The sequence below is a fragment of the Thalassospiraceae bacterium LMO-JJ14 genome (assembly GCA_021555105.2).
In the GTDB taxonomy this organism is placed as follows: Bacteria; Pseudomonadota; Alphaproteobacteria; order Rhodospirillales; family Casp-alpha2; genus UBA4479.
On the sequence record CP134604.1, the window covers coordinates 3,589,605 to 3,609,619 of the forward strand.

The 20,015-nt window shown below is 60.4% G+C and carries 18 protein-coding genes; 6 read left to right on the top strand and 12 right to left on the bottom strand.

Annotated elements, in window-relative coordinates:
* Position 1 precedes the first annotated feature (1 nt).
* The 3 genes from L2D14_16970 to L2D14_16980 are packed head-to-tail and all read left to right on the top strand — an operon-like array spanning position 2 to position 3,823.
* Positions 2-274, top strand: a complete 273-nt coding sequence (locus L2D14_16970) for a sarcosine oxidase subunit delta (protein WNJ99548.1) — start codon at positions 2-4, stop codon at positions 272-274.
* Positions 271-3,249, top strand: coding sequence for a sarcosine oxidase subunit alpha family protein (locus L2D14_16975; GenBank protein WNJ99549.1), 2,979 nt, complete (start codon positions 271-273; stop codon positions 3,247-3,249). The genes L2D14_16970 and L2D14_16975 overlap by 4 nt, the downstream gene beginning before the upstream one ends.
* Complete coding sequence (locus tag L2D14_16980; protein ID WNJ99550.1) at positions 3,242-3,823, top strand: sarcosine oxidase subunit gamma family protein; 582 nt, start codon at positions 3,242-3,244, stop codon at positions 3,821-3,823. Before L2D14_16975 ends, L2D14_16980 begins: the two co-directional genes overlap by 8 nt.
* Before the next feature lie 95 nt (positions 3,824-3,918).
* Here the strand turns inward: L2D14_16980 and L2D14_16985 are convergent, their stop codons facing one another.
* Positions 3,919-4,833: an MBL fold metallo-hydrolase gene (locus tag L2D14_16985; protein WNJ99551.1), complete on the bottom strand. Its 915-nt coding sequence runs from the start codon at positions 4,831-4,833 to the stop codon at positions 3,919-3,921.
* 53 nt (positions 4,834-4,886) lie between these two features.
* Entirely contained in the window at positions 4,887-5,786 is a 900-nt protein-coding gene (locus L2D14_16990) for a LysR substrate-binding domain-containing protein (GenBank protein WNJ99552.1), read from the bottom strand.
* Between the two features lie 177 nt (positions 5,787-5,963).
* Here L2D14_16990 and L2D14_16995 point away from each other — a divergent pair, with 177 nt between their 5' ends.
* Entirely contained in the window at positions 5,964-7,160 is a 1,197-nt protein-coding gene (locus tag L2D14_16995) for an aromatic ring-hydroxylating dioxygenase subunit alpha (GenBank protein ID WNJ99553.1), read from the top strand.
* A gap of 2 nt (positions 7,161-7,162) precedes the next feature.
* The gene (locus L2D14_17000) at positions 7,163-8,500 is read left to right on the top strand and encodes an FAD-binding oxidoreductase (protein ID WNJ99554.1); all 1,338 of its coding nucleotides are present in this window, start codon (positions 7,163-7,165) and stop codon (positions 8,498-8,500) included.
* Between the two features lie 44 nt (positions 8,501-8,544).
* On the opposite strand, the gene L2D14_17005 is transcribed toward L2D14_17000, so the two are convergent.
* Complete coding sequence (locus tag L2D14_17005) at positions 8,545-9,702, bottom strand: putative sulfate/molybdate transporter (protein WNJ99555.1); 1,158 nt, start codon at positions 9,700-9,702, stop codon at positions 8,545-8,547.
* A 281-nt stretch (positions 9,703-9,983) separates the two neighbouring features.
* On the opposite strand from L2D14_17005, the gene L2D14_17010 reads away from it, so the two are divergent.
* Positions 9,984-11,003 carry a glycosyl transferase family protein gene (locus tag L2D14_17010; GenBank protein WNJ99556.1) on the top strand — a complete coding sequence of 340 codons (1,020 nt, stop codon included), beginning with the start codon at positions 9,984-9,986 and terminating at the stop codon, positions 11,001-11,003.
* On the opposite strand, the gene L2D14_17015 is transcribed toward L2D14_17010, so the two are convergent.
* From L2D14_17015 to L2D14_17055, 9 genes are all read right to left on the bottom strand, one after another.
* Positions 10,975-12,546, bottom strand: coding sequence for a cytochrome D1 domain-containing protein (locus L2D14_17015; GenBank protein WNJ99557.1), 1,572 nt, complete (start codon positions 12,544-12,546; stop codon positions 10,975-10,977). The two genes, L2D14_17010 and L2D14_17015, sit on opposite strands and share 29 nt — an antisense overlap.
* Positions 12,533-13,738: a heme d1 biosynthesis radical SAM protein NirJ gene (nirJ, locus tag L2D14_17020; GenBank protein ID WNJ99558.1), complete on the bottom strand. Its 1,206-nt coding sequence runs from the start codon at positions 13,736-13,738 to the stop codon at positions 12,533-12,535. The genes L2D14_17015 and nirJ overlap by 14 nt, the downstream gene beginning before the upstream one ends.
* Positions 13,739-13,747: 9 nt before the next feature.
* Positions 13,748-14,248 (bottom strand): AsnC family transcriptional regulator, encoded by a 501-nt coding sequence (locus tag L2D14_17025; protein WNJ99559.1) that lies wholly within the window; start codon positions 14,246-14,248, stop codon positions 13,748-13,750.
* The gene (locus tag L2D14_17030) at positions 14,245-15,195 is read right to left on the bottom strand and encodes an AsnC family transcriptional regulator (GenBank protein ID WNJ99560.1); all 951 of its coding nucleotides are present in this window, start codon (positions 15,193-15,195) and stop codon (positions 14,245-14,247) included. Before L2D14_17030 ends, L2D14_17025 begins: the two co-directional genes overlap by 4 nt.
* Positions 15,192-15,539: an Lrp/AsnC family transcriptional regulator gene (locus L2D14_17035; GenBank protein ID WNJ99561.1), complete on the bottom strand. Its 348-nt coding sequence runs from the start codon at positions 15,537-15,539 to the stop codon at positions 15,192-15,194. The genes L2D14_17030 and L2D14_17035 overlap by 4 nt, the downstream gene beginning before the upstream one ends.
* A 100-nt stretch (positions 15,540-15,639) precedes the next feature.
* Positions 15,640-16,836: a cytochrome D1 domain-containing protein gene (locus L2D14_17040; protein WNJ99562.1), complete on the bottom strand. Its 1,197-nt coding sequence runs from the start codon at positions 16,834-16,836 to the stop codon at positions 15,640-15,642.
* Positions 16,836-17,177 (bottom strand): cytochrome c, encoded by a 342-nt coding sequence (locus L2D14_17045; protein WNJ99563.1) that lies wholly within the window; start codon positions 17,175-17,177, stop codon positions 16,836-16,838. The genes L2D14_17040 and L2D14_17045 overlap by 1 nt, the downstream gene beginning before the upstream one ends.
* Positions 17,158-17,970 (bottom strand): uroporphyrinogen-III C-methyltransferase, encoded by an 813-nt coding sequence (gene cobA / locus L2D14_17050; GenBank protein ID WNJ99564.1) that lies wholly within the window; start codon positions 17,968-17,970, stop codon positions 17,158-17,160. The genes L2D14_17045 and cobA overlap by 20 nt, the downstream gene beginning before the upstream one ends.
* A gap of 78 nt (positions 17,971-18,048) precedes the next feature.
* On the bottom strand, positions 18,049-19,779 hold the full coding sequence (locus L2D14_17055; protein ID WNJ99565.1) for a cytochrome D1 domain-containing protein: 1,731 nt from the start codon (positions 19,777-19,779) through the stop codon (positions 18,049-18,051).
* Positions 19,780-20,015: the final 236 nt, after the last annotated feature.

Here is a 20,015-nt window from a genome sequence, read left to right on the forward strand (position 1 = left end):
CATGGCGAGCCTGATCGATTGTCCGCACTGTGGCGCCCGGCCCAAGGAAGAATTCACCATCAAGGGCAGCGCCGAGGCCGAACGCCCGCAAGCCGAGGCCGGAAACGAGGCGTGGTTCGGCTATGTCTATCTGCGCGACAACCCCATCGGCCGTGTCCGCGAATACTGGCACCACACATCGGGCTGCCGCCGCTGGCTGATCGTCGAACGCGACAATACCGATCATACCGTCCACCAGGTGCTGGACGCCGCAGCCGAAAAGCGCACGCCATGACCTCGTATCGCCTGAAAAGCGGTGGCCGCATCGATCGCGGCAAGACGGTCGGCTTCTCCTTCGACGGGACGCCGATGCAGGGCTTCGACGGCGACACCCTTGCCTCGGCGCTTCTCGCCAACGGCCGCCGGCTGATGGGCCGGAGCTTCAAGTATCACCGGCCGCGCGGCGTCCTGACGGCCGGCTCGTCGGAGCCGAATGCCCTGGTGACGCTCGGTGAAGACGGCCGCACCGAGCCCAACTGCCGCGCCACGACGGTTGAGCTTTACGAGGGATTAAGCGCACGCAGCCAGAACCGCTGGCCGTCGCTCTCGTTCGATATCGGCGAGATCAATTCGCTGCTGTCGCCGTTCCTGAGCGCCGGGTTCTACTACAAAACCTTCATGTGGCCGGCCGCGCTGTGGGAAAAACTCTATGAGCCCGTGATCCGCCGCGCCGCCGGTCTCGGGCGCGCGACCTATGACGCCGATCCCGACGTATACGAAAAACGTTGGGCGCACTGCGACCTGCTGATCGTCGGCACCGGACCGACGGGGCTCGCGGCGGCGCTGACGGCGGCACGGGCCGGCGCGCGGGTGATCGTCGCCGACGAGCAGGCGGCACCGGGCGGCTCCCTGCTTTCGGAAACGCGCGAGATCGACGCCATCCCGGCGGCGGATTACGCGCAGCGGCTGATCGGCGAACTGGCAACCATGACGAACGTCACGATGCTGCCCCGGACCACGGTCTTCGGCTGTTACGACGACCGGGTCTACGGCGCCGTTGAGCGGGTGCAGAAGCATGTCCTTGTCCCCGATCCCGACAAGCCGGTCGAGCGGCTCTGGCGGATTGCCGCCCGGCGCTGCATTCTCGCCGCAGGGGCCGAGGAACGCCCGCTGGTTTTCGGCGGCAACGACCGGCCCGGCGTCATGACCGCTGAGGCGGTTCGCACCTATGCCAACCAATACGGTGTGGCTGCCGGAAAAAGCGTCGCGCTGTTCACCAACAATGCCTCGGCCTATCGCACCGCCCGCGATCTGGAAGCGCACGGCATCGAGGTTGCGGCGATCATCGATTCACGCCCCGATGCCCCGGACGATCATGACTATCACGGCCATGCCCGGGTCTTTCGCGGCGCCGTCGTCACCGCAACGCGCGGCTGGCGCGGCCTCACTGCCGTCACGGTCACGCGCGGCGGCGTGGCAGAGGAAATCAAGGCCGATGCGCTGGGCATGTCCGGCGGCTGGAATCCGGTCGTCAGCCTGGCCTGTCAGCGCGGCGACAAACCGGTTTGGTCGGATGCCCACGCGGCATTCCTGCCGCCGCCGCCCAGAGACGGCCTGAGCACCGGTGGCAGCGCGGCCGGGATCGGCACCTTGTCCGGGTGTCTGAGAAACGGTGCCGAACTGGCGGCCGACGCCGTCTCGGCGCTCGGCTTCAAGGCCCCGGCGTTCGATGCGCTCACGATCGAGGACGACCCGGACATCGCCGTCACGCCGCTGTGGTATGTCGGCGAAAGCAAAGGCCAGAGCAAGGGCAAGGCCTTCGTCGATTTCCAGAACGATGTGCACGCGGCCGATCTGGGCCTTGCGGTGCGCGAAGGCTACGGCCATGTCGAGCACACAAAACGCTACACCACCACCGGCATGGCGACCGATCAGGGCAAGCTGTCGAACGTCAATGCGATCGGCATCCTTGCCGAGGCGCGCGGCCTCACGCCCCCCGAAGTCGGCACCACGACCTACCGTCCGTTCTATACGCCGGTCTCGTTCGGCGCCCTGGCCGGGACGCATCGTGGCCGCCATTTCCAGCCGGTGCGGCTGTCGCCACTGCATGACTGGGCAGCGAAGCGGGGCGCAGAGTTCGTCGAGGTCGGTCAGTGGTACCGGTCGTCCTGGTTCCTGAAAAAAGGCGAAACCCATTGGCGCGAAAGCGTCGACCGCGAGGTCCTCGCCGTTCGCCGCAGTGTCGGCATCTGCGATGTGTCTACGCTCGGCAAGATCGAGGTCACCGGCAGCGACGCCGCCGAATTCCTCAACCGTGTCTACTGCAACGGCTTTGCCAAACTGCCGCTCGGCAAGGCCCGCTATGGCCTGATGTTGCGCGAGGACGGCTTCATCTATGACGACGGCACGACCAGCCGTCTCGGTGAAAATCATTTCTTCATGACCACGACGACGGCGTTGGCGGCCGGCGTGCTGGCACACCTTGAATTCTGCGCGCAGGCGCACTGGCCCGAACTCGATGTCCGCTTCATTACCGCCACCGACCAGTGGGCGCAGATCGCCGTCGCCGGCCCGAATGCCCGCAACGTGCTGCAGAAAATCGTCGACGAGGATATTTCCGACGCGGCGTTCCCGTTCCTCGCGGCCCGGACCGTGGGGCTGCTGGGCGGGCAGCTACAGGCGCGGCTGTTCAGGATTTCGTTTTCCGGAGAGCTTGCCTATGAGCTTGCCGTGCCGGCGGCGTATGGCGAGGCCGTCGCCGATCTGATCATGCAGCGCGGCGAGGAATTCGCCATCACGCCCTACGGCACCGAAGCCATGGGCGTCATGCGCATCGAAAAGGGCCACGTCACGCACGCCGAGATCAACGGCACCGTGGTGCCCGACGATATCGGCATGGGACGCATGGTGTCACAGAAGAAAGCGGACTTCATCGGCTGCGCCATGCTGCAGCGGGAAGGCCTTGGCGCCCCCGACCGGCTCAAGCTCGTCGGCCTCATACCCGTCGACAGGGCCGACAGCTTCAAAACCGGTGCGCATATCGCGAATGCGACCGGTGCGCCCTCGCTCGCCACCGATCAGGGCTATGTCACGTCGAGCTGCTTCTCGCCGAACCTGGGACATCACATCGGCCTGGCGCTGGTCAAGCGCGGCCACGAGCGGCATGGCGAGGATATCATCGTCTGGGATGCGCTGCGCGAACAGAACATCGTCGCCACCATCTGCGCGCCGGTATTCGTCGATCCTGAAAACGAGAAGCTGCATGTCTGAGATCAAACTGACCCCCGTGCGCGCCCTTGCCGACGCCCCGGTCGGCCATTTCGGCAGCTATGACAACGCTCCGCCGCTTGTCATGACCGCATGTGCGGAAGGCGCGTTGCTGCACATCCTCGCGTCCGGCGCATCGTCGATCGCGCAGGCGGACCTGCAAGCCGCCATCGGCGCATTTGCGGATTTGGATATTCGCCCCGCCGGTCCCGGCCAGTGGTTCGCCGCCGGCGACGCCCCGCTCGGCGCCGGGGACATCGGCAAGATAAGCAGCGCCCTTGCCGGAAAGGGCGACGTCCACGATCAGAGCGCCGGGCGCGTCCGCATCGAGATCGCGGGGACACATGTCCGCGATGCCCTCGCCAAGGGGATCGCGATTGACCTGCACTCCGATGTCTTTGTGCCGGGGGCCGGCACGATCACGCTTTGCGGGCAACTGGGCGTGCATATCAGCCGCACCGGCACTGAGCGTTATGAGATGATCATCCTGCGCTCATACGCCCGTTCGCTGTGGGACAGCCTGATCGAGATGGGCATGGAATTCGGGATCGATTGCCGTCAGGCCGCCAATACCTGACAGCGATGCCCGGCAATCTGACGCTTGAATTCACCCCGGAAAAAACGACGTTCTTCCGGCTCAGCTTTTAAGCCCGTGACGACTGAAGCCGTCGTTTATTCCCATTCCATCTGCTGAAATGCCGCCTGCGCATTGCGCCGGGCAAGGCTGTCGAACTGATCGAGATAGGCAAAAGCCGACTGGTCGACCTCGACCGAACCGATAATGTCGCCGCCGGCGTCGATATGCGCCGCCATCCGTGTGCGCAGATTGACGAGGTAGTCATACGTATCGGCCCGGGCTTTGCTTATCGTGGTGGCATGACCATGCCCGGGTACGACATGCACCGGTTCCAGCGCCGCCACGGCCTCAAAGGCCTTTGGCCAGCCGGCGATGGAACTGTAATCGAGAACGCCGAGCAGTCTTTCCGTATAGACGATATCGCCGGTGAAGACGGTCTTTCTGTCGGCGAGCCAGACGTAGCTGTCGCCCGGCGTATGCGCGGGTCCTGGGTGTGCGATCCGGAAATGTACGCCACCGAGATCAAAACCGTAGGTGTCCTTGAACGTGACATCGGCATAGCGCGCTTCGGTGCCGTCGAGCGCATCGCCCAGCAATATCTTCAGACCCGCCATCTGCATATCGACACGGTCATGGTGATCCGCAACCGCCTTTTCCGACGCGATTACCGTCGCGCCCAGTGCCTGCCAGTAAGCGTTTCCCAGCCATCGGTGATCCTGACCGCCGGTATTGATCACGTACTTCACCGGCTGGTCGGTGATTTTGCGGATCGCGTCATGGATCTGCTCGGCACCCTTACGGCTGCCGCCGGAATCGACAAGTACGGTCCCCGCTGCGGTGACGACGACGCCGAACGTCGCATTGTTGGCCAGGTTTTCGGGGCTGCGCTGCTGCATTTCCCCGACCAGGGCCCAGACGCCGTCCGTCACCGGCTGTATTTCCAGCGCCGAAGCCGGCGCGGACAGAAGCAGAAACGACAAGACGGCGAGCATTCGGCGGGACGGGCTCATGTGAAGCGGCTTTCCTGTTGCGGTCGGGGACTCATATGCATGATCGCTCAAGCCTAGACAACAGCCGCCGCCTCGGCAATCAGCCAGTCCGCGAACAATTGTATGTCTGCCGACATCGGCCTGCCGGCAGGCGTCGTCAGATAAAAAGCACCGGGCGAGCGGATTTCCACATCCAGCGGCCTGACCAGCCGTCCTTCGCGGACCAGATCGCCGACGAATTGATGCCACCCCAGAACATAGCCCCGGCCTTCCAGCGCCATCTGCACACTGATCAGGTAATTCAGAAACTTGCCGCGCGCACCGCCGATCGAATGACCGGCTTCGCGAAACCAGGTTGCCCAGTCCAGCCACTGATCCCCTTCGATGCCGCGGGAATCGAACAACGGATGGCCGGCCAGTTCCTCAAGTGATTTCGGCGCACCGACCCGTTCCAGAAAATCCGGACTGCAAACCGGGTAAACCACATCATCGAACAGGAAACGGCTATCCAGATGCGGCCAGCGGCCGGCCCCGTAACGCACCGCGCAATCGGCTTCGCCGTGCTGCATGTCGATCGGCTCGTCCGCGACAACCTGGTTTATGGTGATCTCCGGCCACGCCGCCGAGAACGCGCCGAGCTTCGGCATCAGCCAGTAAAAAGCGAAACCGCCCGTGGTCCCGACCGTCACCTGACGTTCCTGATCGTCGGCACGAAGCATGGCCAGCATCGCCGCCATTTCACTGAAGCCGCGGTTCACCGGCTGAAACAAACGTTCGCCCGCGTTGCTCAGTTCGACGCGCCGGTGCAGCCGGTGAAACAGACGTTGCCCGGTATAAGCCTCGAGATTCTGAATTTGCCGGCTGACGGCGGCGGGTGACACGCCCAGTTCCTCGGCGGCGCGCGTAAAGCTCAACAACCGGGCGCAGGCCTCGAACGTCAGCAAAGCCGTCAGAGAGGGCAGATATCGGCGCATTTTTCAGATAACCTGAAGTTAATCGTTAAGTGAATTATAGTGCCGTTGACCGGATTTTCAATCAACTCTAATCATGGTCGTACTCTCTGCGATACAGAGAGGTGTTGGTTTTCCTGCACTTTTGAGCAAGGCCATACCATGAGCATCTTTGCCCTTAATCCAGATCAACCCGGATACATGTTCGAGTCATTTCAGCGGGTCCTCAATCCAATCGAGACGGCGCGCGGCCTGCCCAACCGGATTTACACGGACAACGGTGCGCATGACTACGAATGCGCCCATGTCCTGACGCGGAGCTGGGCCTGCATCGGTTTTCAAAAGGATATCCCCAATCCGGGCGATGCCTTCCCGGTCGATTTTGCCGGCCACCCGCTGTTGATGGTTCACGGGCGCGATGGGGAAATCCGGGTTTTTCACAATGTCTGCCGGCACCGCGGCCGCATCCTCGTCGATGAGCCTGCGCATCTGAAATCGGCGATCGTCTGCGGCTATCACTGCTGGACCTATGCCCTAGACGGTCAACTGATCGGCGCGCCGCATGTCGGCGGCGTCGGCAAGCATGATTGCGCCGGCTTCGACAAGGCGAACATTCGCCTGCAGACCGTCCCGAACGCCATATGGATGGGCATGGTGTTTGCCGATCTTTCCGGCCGCGCACCGCCGTTCCACGACTTCATTGCGCCGCTTCGCGAACGCTGGCGCGACTTCGACGGCGTGCCCCTGATCCACACCGGCGACGACAGCACGATCACCTTCGATCTGGCGTGCAACTGGAAGCTGGCGGTGGAAAATTACTGCGAGGCCTATCACCTGCCCTGGGTGCACCCGGAACTGAACCGTTACTCGCCGCTCGACAAGCACACACCAATCGTCGAGCCGATGTATTCAGGCCAGATCAGCGAATGCTACAACCCTGAATTTCCCGAAGGCGCCCCGGCATTCCCGAGCCTGCCCGGGTTACCCGCCTACTGGGATAGCGGGGCGGAATACGTGGCGCTTTTCCCGAACGTCTTGCTGGGCGCTCACCGCGATCATTTTTTCGCCGGGCTGATCCTGCCCGACGGACCTGCGGGCACGCATGAACGCTTCGAGCTGTTTTATTTCGACGACGCGGTGCGTGGTAATGAATACGCACCGTCGCGTGCCGCCAACCGGACGCTCTGGGAATCGGTGTTCGCCGAGGACCGGGACGCCGTCGAAGCGATGCAACGCGGCCGCCGCTCATCGGGTTTCGACGGCGGCGTGTTCTCCCCGGTCATGGATCCGCCGACCCATGTCTTCAACATGTGGATCGCCCGGGCATGGATGGATGCGGGGCGAAACGCCGCATCGGCAACCGACACAACCCTCCGGATGGAAAGAGATCGAGCGTAACCATGGCATTTCCGACACACAGCAAGTACGTCATCATCGGCGCCGGCATTCACGGCCTGAGCACCGCCTATCATCTGGCCCTGGAACTGAAAGCCAAGGGGCTGGGATCGGGCGAAGATATTCTGTTGATCGACAAGACCGCGATCGCCGCCGGGGCATCCGGCATTGCCTGCGGTGTCGTGCGCAACAACTATTTCCAGCCCGCCATGCGCGAGTTGATGGCGCACTCGGTCTCGGTCTGGGAAAGCGACATGGCGGCCTTCAGCTATCACCCGGTCGGGTATATGCAGATCAGTCATGATGGCATGCTCGAAGATGTCGGGTCGATCTATGAACAGCAGAAAGCCATCGGCTATCCCTCCACGTTCGTCACCGGCAGCGAAAATTGCAGCACCTACATGCAGGGCATTTTTTCCGACTGGCAGGCGCAGGGTATCACCTCGGTACTGCACGAACAGAAAGGCGGTTACGCCAACAACACCAAGGCCATGTACGGCCTGGCCGGAAAAGCGGAAGCGGCGGGCGTCAGAATCCTGACCGGCGCCGCCGTGCAGGAACTGCGCATGGACGCAGGCGCGGTGACGGCCGTCGTCACCGACCGGGGCGTTGTCGAAACGGACTATGTCGTCGTCGCCGTCGGCCCGTGGGTGAAGTCCATCTGGGACATGCTCGAACTGCCGAAAACCGTCAGCATCAAGGGCGCCGACGGCGTCATGCACGACGGCGTTGAGATGTGGACCTACTGGTCGCTGCAGGAAGGCACGCTCGGCGTCGCCCCCGATTATCAGAAAACCAATGACGGCGCGATGCCGCCGGTGATCCATGTCGACACCGATGCGCCCTTGCTGTCGGATGTCGACGGCTCTCTGATCACCGACCGGCCGTGGGGCATCTATTACAAACCGGATACGCACTTTGACGGCGTACAGGGCGGCGCCATGCCGTACATCGTTAAAACGCCGGCCGAGCAGGTCGCCGTCGATCCGTACGGCGTCGATTCACCGGATTTCATCGTCGGTGACGACTTCGCACACATGTGGTGTTCGGCACTCGCGCATTGCCAGAAACGCTTCGAAGGTCAGATCGGCAAGTACCGTAAAACCCCCTCGGGCGGCATCGGCTGCTTCACGCCGGACAGCTTTCCGGTTTGCGATGTGTTCCGGGAAAACTGCTACATCATCGCCGATTCAAATCACGGCTTCAAAATGCTTGGCGTCGGCAAACTCGTCGCCGGGGAAATAACCGGCACCGAGTCGAAACTGCTGGCGCCGTTCCGCCATGCCCGTTACGCCGCCGGGGAACTGCATCCGGTATCGAACAGCCCGTATCCCTGGAGCTAGGGACCGCTTTAAATCCGGGCGCGCGCCGCCGACAGCGCAGCCGCTCAGCCGTTCGCGCCGTTTTGATTTCGGGACCGGATATACGCCGCGCGGGCGGCTTCGAGGACGAAGCCGATGAGCAGACCGGCGGCGACATTGAGCACGACGCAGGCCACCCCGGTGGCGACGATGACGGCGCGGCAACTGGGCATGGCGTCGAACACGCGTCTGCCCAGGGCCATCTCGGTCCCGGCAATGCACAGCATGGCGCCCAGCGCGCCCAGCGGCAGCACGCCCAGTATCGCCGCGGCGCCCGGCCCGAAAGCAAGCCCCAGTGTCAGGCACAGCGTGCCGAAGATCGCCGGCGCGATCCATGTCCGCGCGCCGAACCCGTATTGCGCCACCAGCCCGCCCGAGCCGTGACACATCGGTATCGCACCCAGCGGCGCCAGCACGATGTTGAGGATGCCGGTACTCGCCGCGAGCCGGTTCGGCGTCAGGCGAGCGCGGTCTTCGGGAAAGTAATCGCCGGCAATCGCCGACGTCGCGATGACCGCGTTCGAGAACGTCAGTGCCAGTTGCGGCAGCACGGCGATCAGCAGCGCGCCTTCGAAATCGCCGGGCGACGGCAAGGCGACCGCGGGCAGCGACCATGAAATCCCGACGCCCGCCAGTTGCCCCGGCTCGGCGATCAACGACAGTCCGGCGGCGGCAATGAAAACGCCGATACATGAAAATGCCCGGTAGCGGGTAAAGATCAGTGCCGCCAGCACGACCAGCGCGCCGACGCCGAACACCGGCTCGCTCAGCAGATGTTTGAACCCCATGATGGCGAGTTGCGCACCGACGCCCAGTTGCACCCCGGCGATGACGGTGCCCGGCAGCATCCGCGCAATCCTGTCGACGACACCGCCGGCGGCGAGGATCGCCAGCACGGCACCGATGATGACCCCGCTCGCCATCATCTCCGCCGGCGTCAGCGCCCCGACGATCGCCAGCGCGGTGATCGCCTTCATCGGCTGCACGGGGATCGGGCGGCGGTAGAACGCGGCGACGGCCAGGGCAAATATGCCGAAGCCGGTAAGCACGCCGGACGCATCGAAGCTGCCGAGCGCCAGCACACCGAGCACGAGCGGCAGGAAGGTGCCGAAGTCGGCAACCGAGCCGGAAATCTCACCGGCGAGGCCGGGTGGCGGGGGGGTCTGCTTGTGCGGCGAAATCATATCCGGTTATTCATCCCTGAAATCGTGCGGCATACGGCTAAAACAGGCCAAAAAGTGTTAACAATCCGGCCGCCCGGAGAGTCTCGCCGGAATTTATGCAGTTTAAAACAGGAAATTGCAGATGCGGGTCATGATCTGCCTGTGAACAGGGTCGGGCCTCAACGATGGATCACAGAAACCGGACCGGCGGTTCTCCGACATGGTTTCGCTTGACCTATGTTAAGGCGGGCTTCCCTCCATCTCCACATGATGTCCTGAGATAATTTATCAGGGCACATATTATGGATTTTTCAGGCTTCACCAGAATTATCGGCCGTGGCCCGACACTGTCGCGCCCGCTGACCCGTGAAGAAGCACGCGAAGCAATGGCTATGGTGTTGTCGGATAATGTCGATCCGGTTCAGCTCGGCGGCTTTCTGCTGGTCCTGCGTCAACGTGGCGAAACCGCCGAGGAACTGGCCGGTTTCGTCGATGCCGTCCACGCAAGGATCGGCCTGCCAGCCAACGGCAAGACGCCCGATATCGATTGGCCCAGCTACGCCGACCACCATCGCCAGCAGCCATGGTTCGTGCTGTCGGCAATGCTGCTCGCGTCATTCGGTATCAAGGTCCTGATGCACGGCATTGAGGGCACGGTCGAGGGCTGCGCACCGACACGGCTGGCACTTGAAGCACTGGGGATTTCACCGAGCCGCTCGCTTGCCGAGGCTTCGTCACAGTTGATTAACGGTAGCTTCGCCTACATCGACCTTGCCGACATGTCCCCCGAAACAGAAACGCTGTTTCATTATAAACCACTGCTGGGCGTGCGCTCGGTCGCAAATACGTTCGTGCGTGACCTGAACCCGCTTCGCAGTAACTTTACCCTCGTCGGCATCGTCCACTCGCCATATCGTCAGGTTCACCAGAACGCGCTTGGGCTCCTCGGCCAGCCGAATGCTGCCGTGTTCAAGGGCATTGGCGGCGAGGCCCAGCGTAATCCTTTTAAAAGTGTGCAGATCGCGACACTGAACGATGGCCACCACGGAATTGAAGACTGGCCCGCGACATTAACTGGCGAACCTTTCCTGTGGCGCGAGGAAGACCTGAGCCCGCAGAGGATCGCCGCACTCTGGGAAGGCCGCATCTCCCATCCCTCGGCCGAAGCCTCTATCATCGCGACGGCTGCTGTCGTGTTGAAACTGTCCGGGCGTGCAGAAACCCGCACAGAGGCGCAAATGCGCGCGCAGTCAATGTGGCAGGACCGCCACGATGCCCAAGGGCATTCAGCCTTTAGTGACTTGTCCCGGACGACAGCGTGATCTTGTTGTAGACGTTGTACTTCCCTGACGGCTTGACCATCGGTATCCGTTTCACTTCCTCAAGCGTCGCGGCATCGTAGACCACCAGCGCACCATCCATTTCCCAGATACTGGCGAGCGCAAAATCACCGTTCCTGGTAAATTCGATATGCGCCGCGGTTTTGCCGGGTGCCGGGCGCAGCGTCTTGACGATTTCAAGTGTCCGCTTGTCGATCACGTGGATGGCGTCCTTGTTGGGGCCGAAGAAAACATCGACCCAGGCATAGGGCGTTTTTTCGTGTGAGCGCATGAAGAAGCCGGGCCCCAGCGTTTTGATCTGCTTGACGGTTTGCCATGACTGCATATCGATGACACTGACCAGACCGCCCTTCAGGTGCGGCGTTGCGAATACTTGGCGACCCTTGTAATCGAAGGTTATGCCGGAGCCCAGGTGCGGCAACCCCTCAAGATCAAGATCGGCGACTTTGCGCCCGACATTCAGGTTCACAACCTGCCCTTTCTTGGCGTTGCGGGCGGCCCCCATGAGATTGCGATAATCCTGGTCGAACAGGAAATCATCGACAAAGTCATTCAGGACGATATGGCGTACCGGGAACGGGCCCGTGTCGAATGCGCCTTCCAGCATGCCCGGTTCGTAATTATGGATCAGCCCCGTCGGCACCGGTTTCGGATTGTCCGAATAGGAAATTTCCCATACTTCCGGGATGTCCTTCAGGGCGATGATGAAGCTTTCGCGGGGCGCCGCCGTATAGACTGCGCTGACCCGTGACGATGCCCCTTTCTTGCCCCGCACGTCGATCAACTTTATCGGTTTCAGCTCGCGTGCATCCAACAGCACCAGCGTATGCGGCAGGAAATTCCCGGCCATCACATATCGGCCGTCCGCCGATACGGCGATATTGCGGGTATTGATCCCAACACGCACCTCGGCTACCGGCTTGAAAGTAAAGAGGTCATACTTGCTGACCCAGCCGTCACGCGATGCCAGATAGACAAACCGGCCGTCCGGCGAATACTTGGCGCCGCCGTGCAGCGCGAAACGGGATTTGAAGCGCCACAGCGGGTCGAACGTATCGCCATCGAGGATCGTCACATGGTGATCGCCAGTTTCCACCACCGTGAACAGGTTCAACGGATCTGCCTTGTGAACCGGTGTATCGCCGAGACCATCCAGCGCATTGTGGAGAATATGACTGGCTTCGATGTCGGCCATGTCCCATCCCGGCACACTGGGCAGCGGTTGATAGATAAAGTCTGCTAGCGACTGGATATCCGCTTCCGAAAGTTGCTGTGCGAAACCGGGCATCTGTGTCGCCAGGCGTCCATTGGCTATCGTAGTGACGGCGTTCTTTTTCCTGAGTCGGCTGAGATTCTCGGGCAACAGTGCCGGGCCGATGCCGCCCAGCCGGTCGGCGCCATGACAGGCCGCACAATGCTGCTGATAAACCGCCAGGGTTTTCGCATCGAAGGCAGTTTCGCCGGCAAGCCCCGGCGACCCGCCGGTAACGAATGCCGCAACCAACAACAGCTTAACGAACCGCATGCACGTAATCCCCTTTTCTGTATGGCCGGTTGAGCACGCGCACGCCGCCGTCTTCGATGCCGATCTCGCCGTCCGTCAGATAACAGCCGGGATCTTCCGCCCACGGATCGCCCGTCAGCTGCATGGCCCGCACCCGCGTATTGCCGCCGCATATGGCAAAGTGCCGGCACTGGCCGCAACGCCCGCCAACCTGACGCGGCTGCGCCTTCAGTCCGGCCATGACCGGGTCGCTGGTATCTTTCCATATATCTGAGAAGGCGCGTGTCTTGACGTTCCCAAGCGAGTAGTTCCACCACATAGTATCCGGATGCACCTCGCCCAGATTATCGATGTTGGCGATATTCACACCTGACGAATTACCACCCCACTGTTCGAGCTTGGCCTGCAGATGATCTGCCTGGTCCGGAAAATGACGGCGTGCCCAATGCAGCATGTAGACCCCGTCCGCATCGTTATTGCCGGTGACGAATTCCTTCTCGTTGCCTTCACGCAAAAGCCGCAGGCAGGTTTCGAACATCAGGTCCATGGCGCCACGGGTTGCATCCCAATGCGCATCGTCGCCGCGGTTCTTGTTCCCGCGTCCGGCGTAGTTCAGGTGCGACAGGTAAAATTTGTCGATGTCTTCATCCTCAATGAGGTGAAGCAGATCGGGCAACTGATGTGCATTGTCCAGCGTCATGGTGAACCGCAAGCCGACCTTCAAGTCATGCTTTGCGCACAGCTTCGCCGCCAACAACGACTTGTCGAAAGCCCCCGTCTGGCCGCGAAACGCATCATGCGTGGCGCCGATGCCGTCGAGGCTGATCCCGACGTAATCATATTCCGCTGCGGCGATATCCTTGATATTGGCCTCGTCGATCAGCGTGCCGTTGGTCGACAGACCTGCATAAAATCCCATCTCCTTGGCGCGGCGGGAAATCTCGAAGATATCCGGGCGCAATAACGGCTCACCGCCCGACAGGATCAGCACACGAACACCGAACGACCACAGATCGTCCATGACACTGAAAACTTCTTTCGTGGAAAGCTCGCCCGGAAAGTTATGATCGGACGAAATCGAATAGCAGTGCTTGCACTTCAGATTGCAGCGCCGGATCAGGTTCCAGATGACCACCGGTCCGGGCGGATTGCGCTTTGGCCCGATGGGCGTCGGCTCGAGCAGTTCCTTCATATATTGCGTGATCCGAAACATTCTATCCCCCTATGCCCCAAGCCTGAGGCCGGTCTTTTTGAGTATACGTGTGCTGTAAAGGATTTCGTGGCGGCGTGCGCGCGCACCCAGCAGGCGGGCGATTTCGGCGACCTGGACTTCAACCTCGTCACGGCGGCGACCGTGCACCATTGCAAACAGATTGTAGGGCCAGTCCGGCAAGTGGCGCGGGCGGCGATAGCAATGCGAGACAAAATCCAGCGCGCCGATTTCGGCCCCGGCATCGCGGACGAACGCATCGTCCACATCCCAGACCGACATGCCGTTGGCACGGACGCCAAGCCGGTAGTGATTGGGGACAACGCCGATCCGGCGAATGACGCCGCTGTCGCGCATCCGGCGAATGCGTTCAATGACGTCGGCGGCGGAAAGGCCAAGCGCTTCAGCCACCGCATCATATGGGCGCGGGACAAGGGGCAACCCGTCCTGGGTCTCCTGAATGATGCGTCGGTCGATCTCATCGAACGCCAGCATGCTTTTGACCTCGTTCATACTTCGACCCTGAGGCCGACATAAAATTCTTCCTGCTTCGGCATGTCGTAAACAGGCAGCCCGGTTTCGGCTTCAATCTCGGCGATCACTTCGGCGATGCGTTCCGGTTGCTCGACGGACAGGACAAACCACATATTCAGCCGATGATCGCGGGCGTAATTATGCGCCACCTCGGGATGTGCATTAACGAGGCCGGCAACTTTCTCGAAACAATCGTCCGGCACTGCCATCGCCGCCAGTGTAACATCCCCCCCCAGTTTCTCGGCGTTGAACATCGGACCGAAACGGGACAACACACCGACATCGCAAAGATGTGCCAGCCTGCGAATAAGCTCTTCTTCTTCCATGCCGAGATTTGCCGCAGCGACCGCATACGGGGTTTCCGTAACCGGGAACCCGCCCTGCAAGCCGTTGACAATGCGGCGGTCGACAGGATCGAGCGGGATAACGTCCGCTGAGGGAGGCTCGGCATTGTAGCGCGCACCGCATTGCTTGAAGCATTGCTTGCTGAACAGCACCGCATTCGGAAAAGAGCCGATATCCGTGTCGTTGTTGAGCCTGGTGATTTGCTGGCGCACCGTTTCACGGTCCTTGCCATGCACCATGCAAAACAGGTTAAACGGCCATAGCGGCAAACGGCGCGGGCGTTGGTAACACAAAGTCACAAAATCGAAGCTCGCCAATTTTTCGCCAAGATCATCTATCTTTTCGTCAGGCACATCCCAGACAACCATCGCATTTGCCTTGTATCCAAGCGCGCGGTGACGGACGACCAGACCCAGACGCTTGATGACACCGTCTTTGGTCAGGCGCTCGAGGCGACGAATGACGTCTTCCTCGGCGATCCCCAGCCGGCTGGCAATTTCCTCATAGGGTGCCGCCACCAAAGGCATGCCATGAGCGACGTCGGCAAGGATACTCCGGTCAATGGGATCGAGATCTCTCATACCGCAAATCCGAGATCAATATGATAAGCCTTGATCAGCGGTAGCTCGACCGGCTCAATTCCCGTTTCTTCGGCAATGCGCCGTAGCGTCATCAACACCGCATCGCGGTCCTTGGCGGCTACGACGAACCACAAATTCAATCTGTGTTCACGTTCATAATTGTGGTTCACCTCAGGGCAGGCAGAAACACACCGGGCCACCTCTTCCAGCCGCTCGTCCGGCACGCACATCGCCGCAAGCGTGCTTGCACCGGCACGGTTCGGTGCAACCACCGCACCGACACGTGACAACAAGCCCTTTTCACGTAAATCGCCGACGATCCTGAGCACTTCATTTTCAGGCATCCCGACCTTCTTGCCGATTTCCGCAAACGGTCGTGGATGCAATGGAAAATCATGCTGATAGGCGTTAATGATTCGACGCTCGGATTCATTCAACGGCATATCACAGTCCAGTCCGGCCTGCCCGGGACGTCAGGAAAATGCCGCTCGGTTTATCCGCTTTGATGCTTTTCACGACGTTCATCGTCCGGGTGTCATAAACATCGACCCGGTCTTCGTCGCGGACCGATACCCACACCTGTTCACCGCGCGGCGTAAATTCCATGTGCAACACAGCCTTGCCCGGCTTGTATGTCTGCACGATTTTCAGACTGGGCACATCGATCACCTGCAAGGTGTCATTCAGGGGATGCGCATAATTCACCCAGATCTGACGCCCATCGGGCCGCGCCACGGCAAAGATCGGCTGACCATACACCGGGATATGCGCGACTTCCTTCCAGGTATTCGCATCCACGACAAGAATTTCATGATGACCCACAGCCGGCAGGAAAAGGTAGTTCCCGGCACGCGCCCAGCCTTCTAGGTGCGGCATTTTATAAACCGGTAATTTCTGCTCGCCACGGCCATAGCCGTCGAGTATCCGCTCAACACCCTTTTCCGGCGCCCACAGATCTAGCTTGGCAAGACCGTCCTCGCCGAACAGGCCGGCGACATAATAGCGTCCATCCGGCGTAATCAGCGCATCATAAGGATTGATGCCGACGTTTTTATATTTTGTGATTTTCGGCTGGCCGCGGCCCATGAAGTCCGCCACCCATATCTCGCCGGCGTCCCAAAGGCTGAAAATAAACTGCTGGCCCGGCGCATCGACAAGACCGACCACCTTGGAAAGCGACCCATCGCCCATTTCGGCCGGGATATCAGCAACGAGTTCGAGGGTTTGTGAATCGAAAACCCGCACACCGCCCGGTTTATAGTTGGACACGGCAATCAGCGTACCGTCCTGTGAGATCGCACCGCCAATGCTGTTGCCGGACTGCACGATGCGCTTCGTTATTCTAGCCCGCAACAAATCGACCTTGGTCAGTCCCCCGTCACGGCCGAAAACATAAGCGTAGCGACCGTCCCGCGAGAAAACCGCCGACGCGTGGCTAAGATCGCCCAACCCTTCGACACGGCTCCTGGCCGTGACATCCGTGGTATCGATGATGGTGACGCTGCCCGCCGCACGTTCGATGACAATGCCGAGATCCCCGGTGCCGTATAATGCAACATCGGCATCGGACGTTGTGACGGCGCCAAACATCAGCATTACGCCAGCCGTCATAACCCGCAACAGTTCCTTGTATCCTGACATCAGTTCGGTCCTTCGTTCTTGATCTGCCGGGCGAGATAGCGTGCGTCCGAAAAACTCAGCAGGCCCTCCCACGGCGGCATGGCTTTTTCCGGATTACCAACCAAAATCATGGTGGCAATGCTGTCGATATCCTGATCGGTGAACTGCTCGGGCAGCAGCGCCGGCCCCAGCCCGCCTTGCAGCGTCATGCCATGGCACGAACCGCAGTCATGTCGCAGCAGATGATCGAGAGAGGCCTTGCGGTCTGCAGATATGGGTTCGGCATGAAGCGCGGCGGGCGTGGAAACACCAATCCACCCCAGCAGCATCAGGGCACTCAATTTAGCCCAGTTGTGCAACATTGCGCTCAGCCACGGGAGCCGCATTGCATTTATCTCCCACAAGCAGGTCGGCGACATCGACGACGCGGCCGACAACAAACATTAGTGGTGACGGCAGGTTTGCTTCGCTCACACTACTGGCGATTTCGCCAAGCGTCGATACCAGAGAGCGCTGGCGCGGTGTCGTACCGTGGCTGATCGCCGCTACCGGGGTCGATGCCGGCAATCCTTGCGTCATCAGACGTACTGAAATCTGGGCCATGTTCGCTGCCCCCATGTAGATCACCAGTGTGGTATCGGGGTCCGCCAGGCCATGCCAGTCGAGATCCAGCTCCATGTCCTCACGGCAATGACCGGTGACGAATCTGACACCTGTCGATAGGCCCCGATGGGTCAACGGTATTCCAGCGGCGGTGGCACACCCCGATGCTGACGTCACGCCGGGAACAACTGCATATGTAACGCCACATTTATATAAATGGATCGCTTCTTCACTGCCGCGTCCGAACAAAAACGGGTCGCCGCCTTTCAGACGCACGACAAGCCGGTTGCTGCGCGACAGGGAAACCAGCAATTCATTGATTTCATTTTGCGGAATGGGATGGCATTGCGGCTGCTTGCCGACGTTTATGCGTGCAACACCGGCGGGAATCAGCTCGAGAATTTCCGGCGACACCAACCTGTCGTAAACGACGACATCTGCTTTTCTGATAAGGTCATACGCTTTGCGGGTTAAGAGATCGGGATCACCCGGCCCCGCGCCGACGAGATAAACTTTTGCATCTTTTTCCTGATCATGATCCGCGCGTAACATCTTGAATTCCTTTCAGTGACGGGCGGACGGGACCGGTGAGGGGTTGAGAACTCACCAGTCCCGCCGACCAGAACAGGCTTAGTAAACGTCGTTTCGTGTATTGAAGACGTTGAACTTGCCTGTCGGCGTCACCAGTCGCTTGTCACGAATGACCGCTTTCTTCTTCAGGGTCTTGTCGTCAACAACGACGATTGCCGATTCCTGGTTCTTGGCATTCCACACGGAGAACCAGATCTCGTCGCCATCCTTGTTGTATTCACCCTGAACGACACGGCGCACACCCTCGGTAATTCCCGACCATTCACCGATCGGCAGCACCGTGTACTTCGGTTCGTCGTTGGTCATGTCGGCGATTTTAAACACGGCCACTGACGATGCGAGTTCCGCCTCCGGGTTCAGCGGCGTATCGACGTAAAGGTGCTTGGATTTCGGGTGCGTTTTTACGAACAGCGCGCCCCCGCCTTGCCCTTCAAGGACCTGCACGACTTTCCATGCCTGATCGGGATGACCTTTGGGGTCGGTGCCGATCAAGGCAATGGTTTCGTCGCCAAGGTGGCTCGTCGCCCAAACCGGACCGAACTTGGGATGAAGGAAATTGGCGCCACGGCCCGGGTGGGGCTTGGTGCCGGTTTCAATCAAGGCAATAAGCTTGTTTTCCTTGGTATCGACCACCGCGACCTTGTTGCGCGCGTTCGCCGCAACGATGAAGTAACGGCCGGTCGAGTCGAAACCACCGTCATGCAGGAAGCGTTCGGCTTCGATGTCCGTCACCTTGAGGTTCTTCAGGTCGGAGTAGTTGACCATCAAAATGTGGCCGGTCTCCTTGACGTTGACCACAAACTCGGGGTGATAGTGCGATGCGACAATTGCGGCAACGCGCGGTTCCGGGTGAAACTCCTGCGTGTCGTAAGTCATGCCGCGCGTTGAGACGATTTTCTTCGGCTCCAGGGTGATGCCATCCATGATGACGTATTGCGGCGGCCAGTAGGCCCCGGCAATTGCATACTTGTCTTCCCAGCCCTTCATTTTCGAGGTTTCGACGGAGCGCGCTTCGGCACCGATCTTGATTTCCGCAACCGTCGAAGGCTCCGGCATCCAAAGATCGATGAGCGTGATCTTGGCGTCACGGCCAATCGTGAAGACATAACGCCCGGATGCCGACGTCCGCGAGATATGCACGGCATACCCGGTCTTGATGATCTTGACGATTTTCTTGGTCCCGCCGTCGATCAGGGCAATTTCACCCGAGTCACGCAACGTGACCGAGAACAGATTGTCCAGATCCAGATTGTTCATCTGTTTCGTTGGGCGCTTGTCGACCGGAACCATTAGTTTCCACGTCGCCTTGATTTCGGGCATCCCAAATTCCGGCGGCTGCGGTGGCTCGATCAACAGATAACGTGCCATCAGATCGATCTGATCCGCGGTCAAATCACCGGACGTTCCCCAGTTGGGCATGCCGCCCGGCGATCCGTAGGTGATAAAATCACGCAACGCTTCGAAACCGCGCTCGTGCGTCACCTTTGTCGTCAGGTTCGGCCCCGTTGCACCGTTGCGCAGCACACCGTGACACCCGGCGCACCGTTCGAAGTATATCTGTTTGGCTTGCTGGAATTGCTCTGCCGACAACGGTTCTTCACCCGGCTTGACGCCCGGTTGTTCGAGTTTGTCCTTTCCGAGGATGTTCAGGCTCGGCTCATACCGATCACCTGGAGTCGTCCCGTGTTTCTTGGACTCTGCCGCCATCGCGGTAGAGAGACCTAAAGTTAAAGCGGCGACAGCCGCCACAGAGAATATAGTTCGCTTCATCAATCCTGCTCCTGCCCTTTTATTGGCGAATAGGCCCACACCGTATGGGGTCATTTCACGTGCCGCCTTGACCTTGGTTAGGTAGGCGCAAAAGCATTCGCGAAACCGGAAATTTTCTGTGCATGGAACGGCTTAACCGTGATCAATGACGGCCCGCAGAAATCGCCGATACTTACGCTATGGCAATATGGAAGAAGCTTAAAACGTTTGCTGCGGCAGCCCTGGTCACGGGGTGT

Coding starts and splice junctions, on each gene's coding strand:
- L2D14_17055 (WNJ99565.1), bottom strand. CDS start 19,779: ATGAAGCGAACTATATTCTCTGTGGCGGCTGTCGCCGCTTTAACTTTA.
- L2D14_17030 (WNJ99560.1), bottom strand. CDS start 15,195: ATGAGAGATCTCGATCCCATTGACCGGAGTATCCTTGCCGACGTCGCT.
- cobA (WNJ99564.1), bottom strand. CDS start 17,970: ATGTTACGCGCGGATCATGATCAGGAAAAAGATGCAAAAGTTTATCTC.
- L2D14_16975 (WNJ99549.1), top strand. CDS start 271: ATGACCTCGTATCGCCTGAAAAGCGGTGGCCGCATCGATCGCGGCAAG.
- L2D14_16985 (WNJ99551.1), bottom strand. CDS start 4,833: ATGAGCCCGTCCCGCCGAATGCTCGCCGTCTTGTCGTTTCTGCTTCTG.
- L2D14_17035 (WNJ99561.1), bottom strand. CDS start 15,539: ATGCCTGAAAATGAAGTGCTCAGGATCGTCGGCGATTTACGTGAAAAG.
- L2D14_17010 (WNJ99556.1), top strand. CDS start 9,984: ATGGATTTTTCAGGCTTCACCAGAATTATCGGCCGTGGCCCGACACTG.
- L2D14_17015 (WNJ99557.1), bottom strand. CDS start 12,546: ATGCGGTTCGTTAAGCTGTTGTTGGTTGCGGCATTCGTTACCGGCGGG.
- L2D14_17045 (WNJ99563.1), bottom strand. CDS start 17,177: ATGTTGCACAACTGGGCTAAATTGAGTGCCCTGATGCTGCTGGGGTGG.
- L2D14_16980 (WNJ99550.1), top strand. CDS start 3,242: ATGTCTGAGATCAAACTGACCCCCGTGCGCGCCCTTGCCGACGCCCCG.
- L2D14_16990 (WNJ99552.1), bottom strand. CDS start 5,786: ATGCGCCGATATCTGCCCTCTCTGACGGCTTTGCTGACGTTCGAGGCC.
- L2D14_17000 (WNJ99554.1), top strand. CDS start 7,163: ATGGCATTTCCGACACACAGCAAGTACGTCATCATCGGCGCCGGCATT.
- L2D14_17005 (WNJ99555.1), bottom strand. CDS start 9,702: ATGATTTCGCCGCACAAGCAGACCCCCCCGCCACCCGGCCTCGCCGGT.
- L2D14_16970 (WNJ99548.1), top strand. CDS start 2: ATGGCGAGCCTGATCGATTGTCCGCACTGTGGCGCCCGGCCCAAGGAA.
- L2D14_17025 (WNJ99559.1), bottom strand. CDS start 14,248: ATGAACGAGGTCAAAAGCATGCTGGCGTTCGATGAGATCGACCGACGC.
- L2D14_17040 (WNJ99562.1), bottom strand. CDS start 16,836: ATGTCAGGATACAAGGAACTGTTGCGGGTTATGACGGCTGGCGTAATG.
- nirJ (WNJ99558.1), bottom strand. CDS start 13,738: ATGTTTCGGATCACGCAATATATGAAGGAACTGCTCGAGCCGACGCCC.
- L2D14_16995 (WNJ99553.1), top strand. CDS start 5,964: ATGTTCGAGTCATTTCAGCGGGTCCTCAATCCAATCGAGACGGCGCGC.